16 protein-coding genes are annotated in these 16,147 nt (G+C 62.4%); 8 read left to right on the forward strand and 8 right to left on the reverse strand.

Going from position 1 to position 16,147, the window contains the following annotated elements:
• The first annotated feature begins 178 nt into the window (after positions 1 to 178).
• From V1Y59_RS15700 to istB, 7 genes are all read left to right on the forward strand, one after another.
• On the forward strand, positions 179 to 1,147 hold the full coding sequence (locus tag V1Y59_RS15700) for an amidohydrolase family protein (RefSeq protein ID WP_431309188.1): 969 nt from the start codon (positions 179 to 181) through the stop codon (positions 1,145 to 1,147).
• Positions 1,148 to 1,705: 558 nt separating this feature from the next.
• Positions 1,706 to 2,308, forward strand: a complete 603-nt coding sequence (locus V1Y59_RS15705) for a class I SAM-dependent methyltransferase (protein WP_330505896.1) — start codon at positions 1,706 to 1,708, stop codon at positions 2,306 to 2,308.
• Between the two features lie 130 nt (positions 2,309 to 2,438).
• Positions 2,439 to 3,221 (forward strand): TnsA-like heteromeric transposase endonuclease subunit, encoded by a 783-nt coding sequence (locus V1Y59_RS15710; RefSeq protein ID WP_330505897.1) that lies wholly within the window; start codon positions 2,439 to 2,441, stop codon positions 3,219 to 3,221.
• Complete coding sequence (locus tag V1Y59_RS15715; protein WP_330505898.1) at positions 3,203 to 5,212, forward strand: Mu transposase C-terminal domain-containing protein; 2,010 nt, start codon at positions 3,203 to 3,205, stop codon at positions 5,210 to 5,212. Before V1Y59_RS15710 ends, V1Y59_RS15715 begins: the two co-directional genes overlap by 19 nt.
• 14 nt (positions 5,213 to 5,226) lie before the next feature.
• Positions 5,227 to 6,231: an ATP-binding protein gene (locus V1Y59_RS15720; RefSeq protein WP_330505899.1), complete on the forward strand. Its 1,005-nt coding sequence runs from the start codon at positions 5,227 to 5,229 to the stop codon at positions 6,229 to 6,231.
• A 1,319-nt stretch (positions 6,232 to 7,550) separates the two neighbouring features.
• The gene (istA, locus tag V1Y59_RS15725) at positions 7,551 to 9,089 is read left to right on the forward strand and encodes an IS21 family transposase (RefSeq protein WP_330505900.1); all 1,539 of its coding nucleotides are present in this window, start codon (positions 7,551 to 7,553) and stop codon (positions 9,087 to 9,089) included.
• 66 nt (positions 9,090 to 9,155) lie between these two features.
• Positions 9,156 to 9,920: an IS21-like element helper ATPase IstB gene (gene istB / locus V1Y59_RS15730; protein ID WP_330505901.1), complete on the forward strand. Its 765-nt coding sequence runs from the start codon at positions 9,156 to 9,158 to the stop codon at positions 9,918 to 9,920.
• Positions 9,921 to 9,939: 19 nt separating this feature from the next.
• Here istB and V1Y59_RS15735 read toward each other — a convergent pair whose 3' ends face one another.
• From V1Y59_RS15735 to V1Y59_RS15770, 8 genes are all read right to left on the reverse strand, one after another.
• Positions 9,940 to 10,641, reverse strand: a complete 702-nt coding sequence (locus V1Y59_RS15735) for a DUF4062 domain-containing protein (protein ID WP_330505902.1) — start codon at positions 10,639 to 10,641, stop codon at positions 9,940 to 9,942.
• Positions 10,642 to 10,891: 250 nt separating this feature from the next.
• Positions 10,892 to 11,239, reverse strand: a complete 348-nt coding sequence (locus tag V1Y59_RS15740) for a type II toxin-antitoxin system PemK/MazF family toxin (protein ID WP_431309189.1) — start codon at positions 11,237 to 11,239, stop codon at positions 10,892 to 10,894.
• Positions 11,221 to 11,430, reverse strand: coding sequence for an antitoxin MazE-like protein (locus V1Y59_RS15745; RefSeq protein WP_330505903.1), 210 nt, complete (start codon positions 11,428 to 11,430; stop codon positions 11,221 to 11,223). The genes V1Y59_RS15740 and V1Y59_RS15745 overlap by 19 nt, the downstream gene beginning before the upstream one ends.
• Positions 11,431 to 11,729: 299 nt before the next feature.
• Entirely contained in the window at positions 11,730 to 12,131 is a 402-nt protein-coding gene (locus V1Y59_RS15750) for a type II toxin-antitoxin system VapC family toxin (protein WP_330505904.1), read from the reverse strand.
• A 26-nt stretch (positions 12,132 to 12,157) separates the two neighbouring features.
• Positions 12,158 to 12,397, reverse strand: coding sequence for a type II toxin-antitoxin system Phd/YefM family antitoxin (locus tag V1Y59_RS15755; protein WP_330505905.1), 240 nt, complete (start codon positions 12,395 to 12,397; stop codon positions 12,158 to 12,160).
• A 168-nt stretch (positions 12,398 to 12,565) separates the two neighbouring features.
• On the reverse strand, positions 12,566 to 12,877 hold the full coding sequence (locus V1Y59_RS15760) for a type II toxin-antitoxin system PemK/MazF family toxin (protein WP_330505906.1): 312 nt from the start codon (positions 12,875 to 12,877) through the stop codon (positions 12,566 to 12,568).
• Complete coding sequence (locus V1Y59_RS15765) at positions 12,867 to 13,100, reverse strand: hypothetical protein (protein ID WP_330505907.1); 234 nt, start codon at positions 13,098 to 13,100, stop codon at positions 12,867 to 12,869. The genes V1Y59_RS15760 and V1Y59_RS15765 overlap by 11 nt, the downstream gene beginning before the upstream one ends.
• Before the next feature lie 95 nt (positions 13,101 to 13,195).
• Positions 13,196 to 14,272, reverse strand: a complete 1,077-nt coding sequence (locus tag V1Y59_RS15770; RefSeq protein ID WP_330505908.1) for a DUF2332 domain-containing protein — start codon at positions 14,270 to 14,272, stop codon at positions 13,196 to 13,198.
• A 205-nt stretch (positions 14,273 to 14,477) separates the two neighbouring features.
• Here V1Y59_RS15770 and V1Y59_RS15775 point away from each other — a divergent pair, with 205 nt between their 5' ends.
• Positions 14,478 to 16,142, forward strand: a complete 1,665-nt coding sequence (locus V1Y59_RS15775) for an alkaline phosphatase D family protein (RefSeq protein ID WP_330505909.1) — start codon at positions 14,478 to 14,480, stop codon at positions 16,140 to 16,142.
• The last annotated feature ends 5 nt before the right edge of the window (positions 16,143 to 16,147 follow it).

The raw sequence follows: 16,147 nt of genomic DNA on the forward strand, positions 1-16,147 counted from the left end.
GGCTTCTACAATCACCAACGCCGCCACAGCGCGATCGGGATGGTGAGCCCGGTCGACTACGAGAACGCCGCGCGCACCGAACCCAAAGCCGCATAGAGGAGTCCTCCACGATTCCGGGGGAACCACATTTCGCATAGACACCCACCATCACCTCATCCCGCCGTCATACCGGGCAGCCTTGGCGGCGGCGGGAATCGACGCCGCCGGAGGACGCGACCTGCCGGACTGGAGTCCGGACACATCAATCGAGACGATGGACGCCTTGGCCGTGCAGACCGCCATCCTGTCGGTGTCCACCCCGGGGACGACTTTCCTCGACGACGCAGCGGCCGCCTTGCGTCTTGCGAGCGAACTCAACGACTACAGCGCAGACCTTGTCCGAGACAGTCCACAGCGATTCGGGTTCCTCGCAACACTTCCCACTCCTCACGCAGACCTCGCGACTGCCGAAGCAATCCGTACGCTCGACGACTTGCACGCCGATGGCGTGGTACTGCTGGCCAACTCGGCCGGCCAATACTTGGGGGAGCCCGGTCTCGAGCCGTTGTGGTCCGTACTCAACGCCCGCAAAGCCGTCGCTTTCATTCATCCCGCCGAGCTACCGGGCCCGGCGGTCTCCGGGGTCCCGCCGTTCGCCGCGGATTTCCTCCTGGACACCACTCGCGCCGCATACCTGCTCGTACGCAACAAGATCCGGGAGCAGTATCCGGATATACGTTTCCTCCTCAGCCACGGCGGCGGATTCGTACCGTACGCCGCTCACCGAATGGCCATTGCTATCGCAGGCGACACAGGTCGCAGCATTCTCGACATCCTCGACGATTTCCGCACCTTCTACTTCGACCTCGCACTGACCGCCAGTACCGCATCGTTGCCAAGCCTTCTCGCGTTCGCTCAGCCCGGAAACATCACTTTCGGCTCTGACTGGCCGTTCGCCCCACTGACCGCTGGTTCCTACTTCGCTGCCAACCTGGAGAACTACCCCAACCTCAGCACGCAACAGCGTGACGCCATCGAATGGTCCAACGCTGCACGATTGTTCCCACGATTCGACACCGAAACCGGACCGTCGGCGGCGCCGCGCAACGTTAGGGGTGCGGCGCGCCGCAAGGTGATGCGGGCGGTCAGCAAGGCATTGCAGCCGTAGAGGCGCGATCCAGATGCGCCCACGATCCGGGAACCCCGCAATCACTGACTATCGGCCGAGGGTTGGAGGCCAACGCATGCAAAAGGGGCTTCCGTTGATTCGTCACTGTGACGTTTCTAGCAGTTGCGGAAGGCGCCGGGTGGGGCCGCGCACCGAGTCGGCGTACGAGCGAAAGCCAGAGACTCGACGCGCCGCGCGGAACCGGAGTCGTCTGTTGTCAATCGCCGACAGAACCGCCGCGAGATTCGCCAACTCGATGAATCGTTGCCAATTGGGGTGATCATCGACACTCGTCGAGTATTCACCTGTTTTGTGAACTCGATAGGAAACGCGCCGATAAGATACATTATGTCAAGTAGACTGCTGCATATTGCGCTGCGGTGCAACGAGATTCAGTCTGTCGGATGACACGGTAGATGGGAGTTTGACACGATAGATCGGAGTGAGTGACAGATACCTGGGAGTCGTCTTCCTCGGCCATGACGTTTCAGTTGAGCGACTCGGCCCGCGGCTCGGTCGCGACCTCGCAAGTCCGTTCAGGCATGACAGAGTGGTCTGGTGCGCAAAGTACGACACCGGTGGAACCACAACACCCATTACTACGACATGGCGCTCGCCGCCGCGCCGCCCCGCGCACGCACCGCTCTCGACGTTGGCACGGGTGACGGGCTGCTGGCGGTACGCCTCGCTGAGAAGTTCTCTGATGTCACTGGCCTGGACTCCGATGCCGACATAGTCAACAGCGCTCAATCAAGTAACGTCGCCGACGTCAACTGGATCACTGGCGATGTCCTCACCTACGACTTACCCGAGGCGCACTACGATCTCGTTGCTGCTGTCGCCACTGTCCATCACTTCCCCGATCTGACGGTCGGCTTGCAGCGCCTCGCGGACCTGACCGCCCCCGGCGGCGCGCTGGTCGTAATCGGCTGCGCTCGCAGTTCGACATTACGCGACTACGCCTTTGATGTCCTCGGAGTTGCTCAGCACCAAGTTCTTTCACGCACGCGCGGCTTCTGGCAACACAACGCCCCCGTCCAGATGCGGTCTCCGCATACGTACACCGAGGTTGAACAGATCGCAGCCGCGATGCTACCCGGCATGGGGTGGCGACGTCTCCCGCTGTGGCGATACGCCATCACGTGGAGCAAGCCTAAGTAGCAAAGTAGAGGAGCACCACTCCGTTCACTTTCACCACGTCGTCGCCCACCTCAGGGCTGGGTGTCGGCTCGTTGTCGTACCCCCGTCGTACTCTCCCAACTGATCACGGAGATAGATCGGAGGAATCGCGATGGGCACGGAGACAGTGCACGATACCGAGTCGTTAGCCGGCGCGCCTGTACGCCAAGGTACGGTTTCGTGGATATCGGCAGGCGGGAGCCTTCGCTCTGAAATCGCTTCTGCTGCTTTGCTTCACGCCAAGATGGAGAAGGCGCTTCCCTTCCGTTCTGGAGTTCAGTACCAGAACCGACGCAACCGACACTCCCGGCAGTACGTGTCTCCACAACGATCGCATGTCTGGTGCGAATCGGCGGTGGAGGCCGATGCGCTCCTCGTCCTTGAGTTCGAAGGGGATGCCCAACAGATCGCCTCCCAACCGATGAAACTTGTGTTCGCGGACGGCACGGACCACGTACCAGACTTCCTCGCGTTGCTGAGATCTGGCGATCAGGTCGTATACGACGTCAAGCCGTCTGGACGAATGACCGATGAAGCACGGGAACAGTTCCGCAAGACTGCCGAGCTGTGCGCATCAATCGGCTGGAAGCATCAAGTCCTGAACGAGCCCGCGCCTGCGCTTCTCCAGAATTTGCAATTCCTCCGCCCCGCCCGGCATGGCCACTATCATCCGTCGCCTTCCGAATTCGAGCGCATCCGCGAAGTCTTCAACGACGGCGTGCCGTTCGGTGACGGAACAATCATGGCCGACCTCCAACATCCCTACCGCGCAGCCGCTCACGTGCGCCACCTGCTCTGGCACCGATACCTCGATGCCGACCTCTCCGTGCCTGTCTCCCCCGAATCGGTGCTTCGCACGACCCGGAACGAGGAACCATGCAACTGCGGCGCGTGAACTTGGGGGACGTCATTTCGTGGGATGGACGCGACTGGATCGTTGACGCCCACGGCCGCAACGGCTCCAGGCTGAACCCGGTCACGGATGGAACGCCAAGATGGGTTGACATGGCCACCATCTCTCATGACGACTCATTTGAGTACCACGGTGGTAGTGATGGTCACAGCGGCGCAGCTGCCGACCGCATCCAGCTCGCCATGCTCGATTCGGCCACCCGCGCTGACGCACTCTTCTGGTTGCAACACCTGACCGAGGCTCGCTTCGGCGTGGTCGACCCGCATGATCCCGATGCTCTGCCGCGCGACGGTTACGGACCAGACACGACTATCGAAGGTCGGATGGAACGCAAAGCGCAGGAACTCAATGCCGCGGGAATCAAGACCTCACGAACGAGCCTGTTCCGCAAGGACGCTCAGTATCGTGCTGACGGCATCCTTGGCCTTATCGACGGTCGCCGTGCCAAGGAATCCACGGGGCAAAAGATTCCACAGATAGTCGATGATGCGGCGCACCGGGTCATCGCTGAGCATCTCGGCGCGACGACCCGCGATGTCCTGTACTACCTCGATAAGGTCAAACAACGAGTCCGCCGTGACAACCCCGACACCGACGTCAACTGGCCCAGCGACCGCACTCTTCGACGATGGCTCACTCCCCTCCTCGACGCTGCCGGGCTCACAAAGTCGGCTCAGCACAGAAGAAGCGAAGGTAACCGGCCAAAACGCGCGTTCCAGCCGATTCTCGCGACCTATCCAGGGCAGTTCGTCGAGATCGACTCGAACACACTCGATGTTGAGGCGGTCATGCCCGACGGCAAGGTCATCCGCCCGTACATGACGGCGGCAATAGACGTGTTCACCGACAGTGTCGTTGGCTTCCACATTCACGGCGGTGCCCCATCATCGACCGACCACGCAATCCTGTTCGCACGCATGGTCAGTCCGCGTCGCGCAGTTGATCGGATCGATCATGAACTTTCACTGGGCAATTCGAAAGCGCTGCCGGGCCCAGCAATGATCGCTATGGGACAGGCGAACTCAGAGGCTCCCGCGATGCCGTTCATCGCTGTCGAAACGCTGACGATGGACCGGGGAAAGGACTTCCTCGCCAGCCGCGCGGCAGCAGAAACACTGGGATGGAGCGTCATCGACGCCCCGCCGCATTCTCCCACTGCAAAGCCCCACGTCGAGCGGTTCTTCAGGAGCGTCAACAGCCTTTTTCTCTCTCGGATCGACAGCTACGTTGGCAACTCCCCCGAGCACCGCGGCCGCGCCGAACGTGCAGCGATGCCGTTCGCGTCGCTTGTCGATCAAATGTGGGCCTTCATCGTCACCGTGTACCAGAATCGCCCTCACTCGGGGTTAGTACTGCGAGAGCATCCCGGACGAACTTTCACACCCAACCAGATGTACGCAGCCTCGTTCGACGCCACCGCAGGCATCCCACTCCCCTTCTCCGACCGCGACTACATCGCGCTCATGCCGCGGAACGAACGCACTATTCGCTCGGATGGCGTGCACCTCGGCAACGAAATCTACGACTCGCCCGAGCTCAACGACCTGCGGACGCGAAGCGGCAAATTCGAAGTGCGCCAGGATCCCTACGACCCAGAACGCGTATGGGTTCGCCACCCGGACAGTTCAGAGTGGATCACGTGCCACGCCCGAAGCATTCGACTGGCTGCACTCCCATTCGGCTCCCGAACATCGGCAAACCTCGGAGCGACGGAGCAGGCCGTCGACCCACACACTCAGTGGTCGCAGGACTTTCTCGATGCCGAGTCCGCCCGTGTGGCAGCGAAACAGGCCAGCACGAAGAAGTCGCGCAAGTCGACAGACTCAAAGGCCGAGAAGAAGGCGACGAAGACAGCCGCGGAGAAGGCTAATCGAAAACGAGACACCTTGCCTCGACCAGTGGAATCGACTCCGACTTTGTTGCCCCAGGCCGTACCCATTCGTCAGCATCCCGACGACTACACAATTGCGTGAGGAGTCTTGCGAGCATGAATAACTTCACGGCGCGCACCGCCGCGAGAAAGACGAGTTTGAACGGCCTACGGCAGCGTTTCGACACGCAAGTCGTACGCCCGCAATCGCTGCAACGCAAGGATTTCGATCAACTCGATACCGTCGCACAGTCGGCCTACGACGACCAACGCCTCCAATGGTTCAGCAACGGCCTGATCGTCAAGACGCCGGCGCTTCGCCGACTCACCACGACTGGCCTCGCACTGATGCGCATGCACGACCCCGGATCTGTCGGCGAACGCGGAATCGTGCTGACAGGTCCACCGCACATCGGCAAGACCACCGCTCTCATCCGCCTTGCCGCAGAGATCGAAGCTTGGATGTGTAAGCGAAATCCCGATTTCCGCGATCAAGGACACGTACCGGTCGCGTACATCGAGATGGAACCCAAGGCTTCACCGAAATCGATTGCGAGCGCGATCCTCAACTTCTACGGCATCCCGCACAGCTTCAAGTCCGCGACGCAACATCAACTCACCGACCTCGCGCTGGACGCACTTCGCCGACACCACACGCGAGTCCTCATCATCGACGAACTCCAGATGCTTAAGCTCGACGGCAAGACGGGAGACGACGCAATCAACTCACTGAAGACGATCATGAACGACTCCGGCTCTATCTGCGTCTTCGCCGGCGTCGACCTCCTCGAAGGACTATCAAGTCGCCCAGCCGAACAGATCATGGCCCGATGCCAAGTGACACAGATGCGGCCGTTCCTCGGCAGCGACGACAGCTCGCGCGGACAATGGGCGGCGCTGGTCAACTCCCTCGGCACCGCCATGCAACTACTCGATGCAGAGCCCGACCACCTCGCGCCGTTCGCCGACATTCTGCTCACGATGAGCAACGGCAAGATCGGCGATCTTCGCAGCATCCTGGCACTCGCGATGGCGGGCGCCATCGACGACCGCGAAGAGACTGGCAGCGAATCAATCACGCAGGACCATCTGATCGGCGTGGGACAGATCGGGGTCGCATGACGATCGACCGACTACCGCGCCAACTTATCCCCGTGCGCTACGTTCACTTCGAAACTCCGAACTCGTACCTACGACGTCTCTGCACGGCCAACTCGATCGACCACTCGTGGATGCTGAGCCTGGTCAAGAAGCGCAGGGTCTCCGCGCGCAGTGGCGCAACAGAACTCGGCAGAGTCATAGCGGAACTGGGTGGTCCCGATTCCGCCATGTTCGTGCGTGCTCACGAACGGGCGCTACGCGGACACCCCAACACACGCGGACCGTGGGACAAGCAGGCTGCATCGAGAGTCGCGTGTCTGTCGTGCACCGCTGGCCACCAGGTTGTCACTTACCCGCACATCCGTTTCATGTTCTGCAGGCGGCACGGTCGGTGGCTCGGCGACAATCAGCGGCCCGGTGTTCTCGACGCCGATCTCTGGAAGGCTGAGTGTCGGCTTCGTCGGCTGGTTTCGGCCGGGAGCGTCGACCGGGAACTGTACGAGACAGCTTGGGAACTTGTGCGTGATCACTACTACCTTATGGACACCGGCACCCGGCCACGACGCTTTCAGGTCGCGCAGGATCAGGAGGGCTTCACTCTGGGTACGGACGATCGCGTTGCTCTCTTCCCCGAAACTGCCCGAGTGATTAGGACGATCGCCAACCTTGCAGTCACGAATACATCGATCTCTGGTCGGTGGGCCGGCGCCTCCACGCGTGGCCGCTTGTCGGCCGCATTCGAGTGGGCCGGAGACGAACGGTGGATGCTCATCGAGGGAGCCCACGACCTCCTGGGTCGTCGTCACGCCCTCGCCAGCTGACTTCGATGCGATCAGCCGTCGACTGTGATAGTCCAACGCTGGGACTTCGAATCGCCTGACTCGGTCCAGGACGCGTCGATCTGGACCGAACCGCTCCTCAAGGGGATAGCAGTCCAACTCCGTGAAGAGTCTGCCTCGATAGTCACTGGCTCGGTCGGTGGATCGAAATGAAGACTGGCATCATCTAAACCAGCAACCGTGAAGGTAAGGTCCTCTGCTGCAACGTCACCCGTGTTCGTGACTACCAACCTATTGGCGAGCGTCCGATACTTCATTTTCCCGTTCTTATCGATACCTTGTTGTTCAGTTCGATGATCGTGGTGCCATCTCAATTGTCAGCGGTCACGTAATTCCTCAGGTTGATGGGGTTGTCCGTCACGTAATTCCCCACCTGGCCGTCACGTAATTCCCCACCCTGGGGTGTGTCGGCCGGGGTTCGGGTGCGGCTACAGGTTCGCTTCTTGCAGGGTCTCCTACCGGCCCTGGAAGGGGCCCGTGGTGGCAAGGAGAACGTGGACGATGACCGATTTGATGGAGTTGTTCCGGCATTGGCATGGCGGCCGGTCTCAGGTGCAGATTTCGGCGGCGTTGGGGATCGACCGCAAAACGATCCGCAAGTATCTGGCGCCGGCGATCGCAGCCGGCATGACCCCTAACAGCGACGAGCGGTTCGACGAACAGGTGTGGAGGGAGCTGATCGCCGGCTGGTTCCCTGAGGTGGCTGATCCGTCGGTGCGGGCGGTGACCCGGCCGGCGATCGCAGCCCATCACGACTGGATCAAGGACCAGTTGGACCAGTCGGTGACGGTTGCGACCATCGCCCAGCGGTTGCGCGATGACCACGCAGTGGGGGTTTCCGAGTCGTCAGTCCGGCGTTACGTAACAGCAGCATTCGCCGAACAGGTCGCCGAAGGCAAGGCCACGGTACCGCGTGGTGCAGTTCCGCCCGGTGAGGAAGCGCAAGTCGATTACGGCAAGCTCGGCATGTGGCATGACCCGGTCACCGACCGGCGGGTGACGGTCTGGGCGTTCGCGATGATCCTGGCGTGCTCGCGGTTGTTGTTCGTCCAGCCGGTGCTGCGGATGGATCAATCCTCCTGGTGCGCGTCGCATGTGGCGGCATTCGACTACTTCGGCGGCACTCCCGCCCGGAGCGTGTGCGACAACCTCAAGACCGGGGTCGACCGTCCTGATCTCTACGACCCGAAGATCAATCGGGCCTACGCCGAGCTCGCCACCTTCTACGATGTCCTGATCGACCCCGCCCGCGCGCGCAAACCGAAGGACAAACCGCGGATCGAACGCCCGATGCCCTACATCCGGGACTCGTTCTGGAGGGGCCGAACCTTCGGCTCGCTGCCGCAGATGCAAGAAGCCGCGGTGGTGTGGTGCACCGACGTGTACGGCCAGCATGCGCACCGCGGCATCGACGGGATGACGCCAGCCGAGCTGTTCGTTCAGGTCGAGGGAGGCGCTCTGAAGCCGTTGCCTCCGAAACCTTTTGAACATGTCGTCTATCACGTGGGGAAGGTCGCGCCGGACTGTCATGTCAAGGCCGGCAAAGCGTTGTATTCGGTGCCGTGGCGGCTGATCGGGCACCGCGTCACGATCCGTACCGCCGGCGACATCGTCCAGGTTTTCGACGGTGATGAGGTCGCTGCGACCCATGTTCTGCATCTGGCGGGGCGGTCGACGAACTTCGAGCACTACCCGCCCCACAAGGTTGCCTACACATTGCAGACCGTCACCTGGTGCCGCCACCAAGCCGACGAGATCGGCCCGGCCGCGGTCGCTGTGGTCGCCGAGCTCTCGCAAGTCAACGCTCTGCACCGGCTGCGAGCGATCCAGGGCATCGTCGGCCTACGCAAGACCTATTCCGACGCCCGGATCAACGCCGCCTGCCACCGCGCCCGCCAAGTCGGCGATGTGCAGTACCGCACGATCAAAGGAATCCTGGCCGCCGGCACCGAAGATGAGGGCACATCGGTCCCAGCTGTTGTTGCGGTGCCGGCTCTGCTGCGCGGCCCAGAGGCTTTCGACACCGCCTCCGGTCAATAGTTCCTCTGCGTACTGACATTGCCTTGCAACACCTTCCATCTGTATCTCGATAGAAAGAATCAGCCGATGACCATTCATGATCCCAGCCTGCGGGCTGCACTCAAGACCTTGAAACTCGGCGGCATGCTCGACACCCTCGACGCCCGCTTGGCCCAAACCCGCGACGGCGGGCTCGGGCATCTGGAGTTCTTGCAGGTGCTCTGCGAAGACGAAATCTCCCGCCGCGAGCATGCCGCCCTGGCCCGACGCGTACGCCGAGCCCGCTTCGAACAACAGGCGACCTTCGAAGACTTCGACTTCACGGCCAACCCGAAACTGCCCGCCGCGATGCTTCGCGACCTCGCTGCGCTGCGGTGGCTCGATGCCGGTGAATCGGTGATCCTCTACGGGCCCGTCGGAGTCGGCAAAACCCATGTGGCACAAGCGCTCGGCCATCATGTAGCACGACGAGGCGCGGACGTACGTTTCGTCAAATGCGCTCGCATGCTCGCCGACCTCGCCGGTGGGCACGCTGACCGGACCATCGGCCAACGCATGCGCGAATACACCCGCCCTGCCGTGCTGATCATCGACGACTTTGCAATGCGTGAGCACACCACCACCGGATCCGACGACCTCTACGATCTGGTCTCCGATCGCGCGATCGCCGGCAAGCCACTGATCTTGACCAGCAACCGGGCACCCAAAGACTGGTACCCGCTCTTTCCCAACCCCGTCGTCGCCGAATCGCTGCTGGACCGGCTCATCAACACCAGCCACCAGATCCTCATGGACGGCCCGTCCTACCGACCCCGCAAACGACCCGGGCGGCCAGCGAAGAATACCGCCTGACCCCACCCGACCTGCTCAGCTACGCTGATCCCAGCACACTCGAACATGGGGAATTACTTGACGGAAACCCCTGAGGAATTACGTGACCGTCGACACTCAATTTCGCACCCGATGCACTCGCCGATCGATTCGGTGCGGCCGCAGACCAACCAGCGCTGTCGATATCGTGCTCCAGGGCCCGGATCACCTGTCCGGCAAGGTCGGCGGGGTCGTTGTAGTCTCCGAGCAGACCCTCTTGCTCAAGTTCTTCTCGAAACTCGCGCAATGACTTCTGCTGCTCGAGATCCGCGTCGCGCGGAATCGGCTCGTTCGAGAAGTAGACGTGAACCGGCTTTCCGAGTTGACGGGCCCGACGAATCTCCTCGGCGGTTCCTGACACATCCACTCCAGTGGCCGTACCGAGTCGACTGTCGAAGAATGCAACAACGACATCTGCTCGGTCCACAGCCTGTGCGTTGATGATGGCTTGCGGTCGGTCGCCGAGCGATGGCACCGCACTGCGTTCGTATAGCCAAGGAAGTAGCGCGATGCCTGCTCGTCGACCATTGTTGATGTTCCAGTCATTGATCTGATCGCGAACGGTCGAGCGCTCTTCGGACGTATCCCCGGGGGATGCGATCACAACCAGGACGCCGGTTAGCTGCTGAGTCACGTCGAACAGTTTGCCTGATCTGCTCTGCGGCGACCGCGCTTTGAGGTGCGTGTTGTCACCGACATTCACCGTCCGCAGCCCTGGATACTGATTTCCGCGTCAGCCCGGCTTGTCTCATGGTTGGCTCCCACCTCTGCTGTCAACGAGGCCGCCATTCGAACCGCGAGAACTCAAGCTCCCAATTCTGATGTCATTGAGCCTCTATCGGGATCTGGCAGAACTACAGCTGATCAACTCCCAGATCGGTGGCAGCGCTACCACTTTCAGTGTCAACCAACAGCCCCTCCCGCCCGACATCGAGCTGCCACCTCGCATCGCATCATCGCGCAAGTCCCAGGAACGCCATCAGTGAGCGTTCGACCTCCACTAACTGTTCGGACGTCAGCCGGCCAACACGGGTCAGCACGTTCGACCGCCTTACTGCGGTGAGCTTGTCGACCATCACGTCGCTGTCTCGGTCGAGGCCCGAGATCGCATCGCGGTCGCCTGGGATGCGTATCCGCAACAGCGGTGCATCGATGAGTCGGCTCGTCATCGGCGCAACCACCACCGACAGAGTTGAATCGAAGAGGTCATCCTGGACGACGACCGCAGGCCGCGGCTTCGATGCGTACACACCACCCGCAACGGTCCAGATCTCGCCGCGAATCACGCCTCGTCGTCCCATGGCACGGCGACAGCCTCGACGAAATCCTGCTCGTTCCCATCGGCATCGGCTTGTGCCACTAGCACCGACTGCGTGTGGGCTTGCGCGGCAAATTCGGGCGTGCGCACGTCAGGGACCCAAACCTGCAACGGTCGCAAACCGCGCTCACGCATACGGCGTCGATACTCACCAACCCTGTCCCTCACTGCCATGGCCCCATGTTACATGTAACGCTACGGAGCGGCCAGGCTGTGCGTTGGCTGCGAATACGCAGCGATCGAATATGCAGGGTTACCAGTAACCCACTGCCCATTGCCTGCAGTGCAACGGTATTCAGGTGCCGGAGTGTCTATTTAATGACAACGCAATCGGGAGGTTGGCCACCCTACCTGGGACTCAGTGACACCGCGATGAGGCTGCGATGGCGGAACGCCCGCGACAACCCGGCGGTCAAGTGCCGCGTCATGGGTGCCAATGACCTCGCGCGTCAGAAATGAAGGAAACGCAGCCCTCAGGCTCCAGCATCTGGATGCGTCACCGAATGTAGCTCTAGTTCGGGTATACCAAGAAAATCACTTGGGTTGCACGTGTACAGCGGAATGCCGTTCGCGATGGCGCAGGCCGCGATTAATGCGTCATATGCACGCGCACTGGGCTTTCGCCCCGATGAGCGTAATGCCGCCGCGACGCCGCCGAAAGCTCGCGCGCTCTCGGCAGTGAATGCCAGCACCTCGAAATCCGCTTCCGCCTGCTGTACGTGCTGTTGCCGAGCACTTCGCTCGCGGTGGGTTCGCGCGACGTGCGGGCCAACCGAAAGCTCCGCAAGGGTGATCGCACTTATCACCGACTCCTGGGGCAGCTCGTCGGGATCCGCCAGTCTGCCGAGCAAAATCACCGTTGAGGTGTCAAGCATCCCCCGCGTTGTATCGACCGGCCCCGTCATAGGGACGAATCCAACACGCTATCGATGTCAGACTGCAGGACGTCCGGGTCGATCTGCGGAAGATGGGCGCGCCGCCGAATCAGCTCGGCCGCGCTCACACTCTTTCTGGGCAGAGACCTGAGTTCGGCCACTGGCTCGCCGTCGCGCGTGACGACGACACGCTCGCCACGCTCGACCCTGCGCAGCACCTCGCCACCGTTGTTGCGAAGGTCTCTGACACTCACCCGGTCGGTCATGCCACCAGTGTATCACCGGTGATACACACACGTCGTCGGAGAATATGCAGCAATCGAATATGCAGGGTTACCAGTAAAGACTGCGTATTGTGGCGCGCCGCACCACTATTGGGACTCGTCGACCGAACTGTCCCTGTCGGATGCAGGACATACAAGTGATAGTGCGCACTACAACTCGAGAACCACCCGGAGTGCAGCGTCGACGCGGCGCAACTCTTCATGGGTCAGGTAACCCATACTGTCTCCGAGTCGCCCAGGATCAACAGCCGCAACCTGCTCAGCCAGAACCCGCGTCGTTCGACCCGCGACCTCAACTTCAGGCCGAAATGTTGCCGCGCGCGCCGAGGTTGATGTCGGCGCGACCAACCAGGTCGAAAGCGGCAACTGGTCGGATTGCACGACCACCGCGTAGCGGGCGCCCGACTGTTCGTGACCCCGGACATTCTTCGGAGCGCGAAGCCGGTAGACCTCACCTCGCACGTAGCGCCTCCATGTCCCGAAGCACCTGAGCGGCCTCAGCTCGATCAATCGGGTCGCCGGCCAGCGCTTCCGCTTCCTCGCGGAGCGACTTGGCAGTCTTATGTCTTGCTGCGTCGATCAGCGCAGCGCGAACCGCAGCAGATACGGGCGTTCCGTCTTCCGTCAGGATCGACAAGGCCCGAGAAGTGTCCTCGTCGGGTCGGAATGTGATGGTGTCAGCCATCAACCAAGTGTAGTACACATTGTAAGACACTCGATACACGCGCATCGAGGCCTGGGGATTATGCAGCAATCGAATATGCGGGGTTACCAGTAGCCTCAAGGTATGCCTGATTCAGGCGACGCGTTCAGCCAGGACATGACGCGGCCCCTCGACCAGCACCGTCCGACGGCCTGCGAGTGCAGATCCGAAGAACCGAGCACGGTCAGACCGACAATGCTGTGTCCTGAGGCCCGACGATCGCCCATGGTCGGGATCGAAGGAGAAACGCCGACGCCCTCGACCGATATCCACGCGATCGGCCGCCGCGCGGCAATGTCGCCCAGGCGCTGCAGCCAGCGGAGTCGACTCTCGAGTGGCAGGGCCGACAGCGCCCACGTGGTGGTGACCAGCGGCAGCGCACCAGCGGGGACCTTGTCGATCGCATCATCGACGACATCGAGGACGTCACCTCTGAGCAGGACCGGCGGCTGGGCGGCGGCCACCCCAACGGCGGCGTCCAGTTGGTCTGCCGGCTCGTCCTGGTCGGGCGGACCACAGGCCCGTAGCCACAGCACGTCGTCCGGGTCGGCCAAGTCGACGATGTCCGTACCGATCCCGACGCGAGCGACGACTCGCGGGAGGCTGCGGGTCGGAATGGCGTGTTGACCCACCACCCGACAGTCAATACTCACACGAGATGAACTGTCGCCCAGCGACTCTCCGGTACTGTAGGTGATGGCGACGCGGTCGGTGTGCACGTTGAGGCCGGCGCCGGGATTGACATCGATCACTCCGATGTCGTCTGCTCCCAGCCGATGCGCCGCGTCGGCGAGGGCGGGGTACAGCACCGCGCAGACGGCGGTTCGCATCGTCTGGTGGGTCCGGTGCGCGGCGGTGGCGACGACCACGTCGGCGTGCCGATGCATCATCTGCACAGCCGCTACGGCGGCCGCGTCTGGGTCGTCGGTATCGATGGCCGCGGCCAGTTCCGCCGCGCGCCCGGTCAGTGCCAGGTAATGCAGAACGGCGATGATCGACCGCGGGTCGCGGTGGCCGGTGGGCACTGCTCGGATGACCCGCAGGGCGTCGGCCGATTCACTCAACGCATACGCGATCCGCGCGCACATCGGAGAACTCACCGCCATGGCCTCGCCGTGCCTCCGGAGCCGGTCGATTTCGCTTCGTCTCGGCATCAGAACCCGTCATCCGGCGTCGCCACAGATCGCACCGTTCCCGTGGTCGCGCGCCGTCATCGATGCCACGGATCTGCACTGATCCCAGACATATCTGCAAGCTATCACCTGACAGTGCATAACTGCTGTTCACAGCCAATTGTGCGACGACCACAGCACAGCGGACCGACAGGACCTTCACAGGGAAACCCTCTAGGCTGGTCCGATGTCACTTGTTCTCGGACCGGTCCTGCGTCACGTCGACGACACCACGGCGCTGATCTGGGTGCAGACCACGAACGCCGCCGAGGTGGAGGTCCTCGGGTGCAGAGCACGGACCTTCGAGGTGCACGGCTGCCACTACGCGATCGTCGTGGTGACGGGACTGACCCCCGACTCGACCACGCCGTACGAGGTCAACGTGGACGGTTCGCAGGTGTGGCCGCTCCCCGACTCGTCGTTCCCCCCGAGCGTGATTCGCACGCGCGGCCCGTTGCGCGCCGAGCGGCACCGTGTCGTGTTCGGTTCCTGCCGCTTCCCCCGTTCCGACGATCCCTCGTTGGACGCCAAGCTCGGCGTCGACGCTCTCGATTCCTATGCGGTGCGCCTGGCGCAGCAGCCGGAAGACGAGTGGCCCGATGCGCTGCTTCTCCTGGGCGATCAGGTCTACGCAGACGAACTCACTCCGCACGCACGCCAGAACCTCGCCGGTCGACGTCGATCCGCCGAGCACCCCGAAGACGAGGTCGTGAGCTACGACGAGTACGAAAGTCTGTATCGACATGCCTGGGGCGATCCCGAGATCCGTTGGATTCTCTCCACCGTCCCCACGGCGATGATCTTCGACGATCACGACATCCGCGACGATTGGAACACCTCAGCGGCATGGCGCGAGGCGATCAATGCCGAACCGTGGTGGCGTGAGCGCATCCGCGCAGGCCTGGTGTCCTACTGGGTATACCAGCACCTCGGCAACCTCAGCCCCGCAGCGCTCGAAGCCGACCCGGACTTTCAGAAGGTGGTGGCGGGCGGTGGCGACTGCTGGCCTCAGTTGGTCGAGCTCGCCGACCGCGCCGACTCGGAGGTCGACGGCCGCAAGGGTCTGCGCTTCAGTTTCCGCTGGGACCTCGGGCGCAGCCGCCTGATCATGATCGATTCCCGAAACGGACGGGTATTCCCCGATGGGGATCGCAAGATGCTCAGCGACAAGGAGTTCGACTGGTTGGACGAGCAGATGCACGACGCTCTCGACGGTGTCGACCACCTGTTGCTCGGTTCGTCGCTGCCGTGGCTGCTGCCACCCGTGCTCGGTAACGCCGAAGCCGTCAACGAGATCGCCGCACGACATACCGGACGCCGCGGTCGACTGGCGGAAAAGCTCCGCCAGGCCCTCGACCTCGAACACTGGGCGGCTTTCGGGGACTCGTTCACCCGGCTCAGCGCGCTGATCCGCGACGTCGCGTCTCATCCATCGGCACCGTCGACCGTCAGTGTCCTGTCGGGCGACGTCCACCACAGTTACGCGGCACGTGTCGACTTCGCGACTCCGGCGAAATCCGATGTGTACCAATTGGTGTGCTCACCCGTCCACAACCACGTGCCACCATTCATCAAGCCGGCGTTCATCGCGGGATGGTCACCTCTACTCGGCCGCCTCACCGACCGGTGGGCGCGGCGACGTGGTTCCCCGGACCGTCCGATGTCGTGGACCAAGACCACCGGGCCGCTGTTCGGCAACACGATCGCCAGACTCGAGATCGCGGGCGCTGATGCGCGGGCTGTCTTCGAGCAGCCGCGAGACGACGAGCAGCTGACGGTCGTGGCCGACGTCGCTCTCACCGGTCACAGGGGTTCGGACGTGTCCCCCGCCACGGCGTCGACAAGTTCGTAGCCGGC

The organism is Gordonia prachuapensis, from assembly GCF_036350515.1.
GTDB classification, from domain to species: Bacteria; Actinomycetota; Actinomycetes; order Mycobacteriales; family Mycobacteriaceae; genus Gordonia; species Gordonia prachuapensis.

What these genes read in the sequence shown, in the direction of transcription:
- V1Y59_RS15720 (WP_330505899.1), top strand. Translation starts at nt 5,227, where the DNA reads ATGAATAACTTCACGGCGCGCACCGCCGCGAGAAAGACGAGTTTGAAC.
- V1Y59_RS15775 (WP_330505909.1), top strand. Translation starts at nt 14,478, where the DNA reads ATGTCACTTGTTCTCGGACCGGTCCTGCGTCACGTCGACGACACCACG.
- V1Y59_RS15740 (WP_431309189.1), bottom strand. Translation starts at nt 11,239, where the DNA reads ATGGGACGACGAGGCGTGATTCGCGGCGAGATCTGGACCGTTGCGGGT.
- istB (WP_330505901.1), top strand. Translation starts at nt 9,156, where the DNA reads ATGACCATTCATGATCCCAGCCTGCGGGCTGCACTCAAGACCTTGAAA.
- V1Y59_RS15750 (WP_330505904.1), bottom strand. Translation starts at nt 12,131, where the DNA reads ATGCTTGACACCTCAACGGTGATTTTGCTCGGCAGACTGGCGGATCCC.
- V1Y59_RS15715 (WP_330505898.1), top strand. Translation starts at nt 3,203, where the DNA reads ATGCAACTGCGGCGCGTGAACTTGGGGGACGTCATTTCGTGGGATGGA.
- V1Y59_RS15755 (WP_330505905.1), bottom strand. Translation starts at nt 12,397, where the DNA reads ATGACCGACCGGGTGAGTGTCAGAGACCTTCGCAACAACGGTGGCGAG.
- V1Y59_RS15710 (WP_330505897.1), top strand. Translation starts at nt 2,439, where the DNA reads ATGGGCACGGAGACAGTGCACGATACCGAGTCGTTAGCCGGCGCGCCT.
- V1Y59_RS15745 (WP_330505903.1), bottom strand. Translation starts at nt 11,430, where the DNA reads ATGGCAGTGAGGGACAGGGTTGGTGAGTATCGACGCCGTATGCGTGAG.
- V1Y59_RS15770 (WP_330505908.1), bottom strand. Translation starts at nt 14,272, where the DNA reads ATGCCGAGACGAAGCGAAATCGACCGGCTCCGGAGGCACGGCGAGGCC.
- V1Y59_RS15765 (WP_330505907.1), bottom strand. Translation starts at nt 13,100, where the DNA reads ATGGCTGACACCATCACATTCCGACCCGACGAGGACACTTCTCGGGCC.
- istA (WP_330505900.1), top strand. Translation starts at nt 7,551, where the DNA reads ATGACCGATTTGATGGAGTTGTTCCGGCATTGGCATGGCGGCCGGTCT.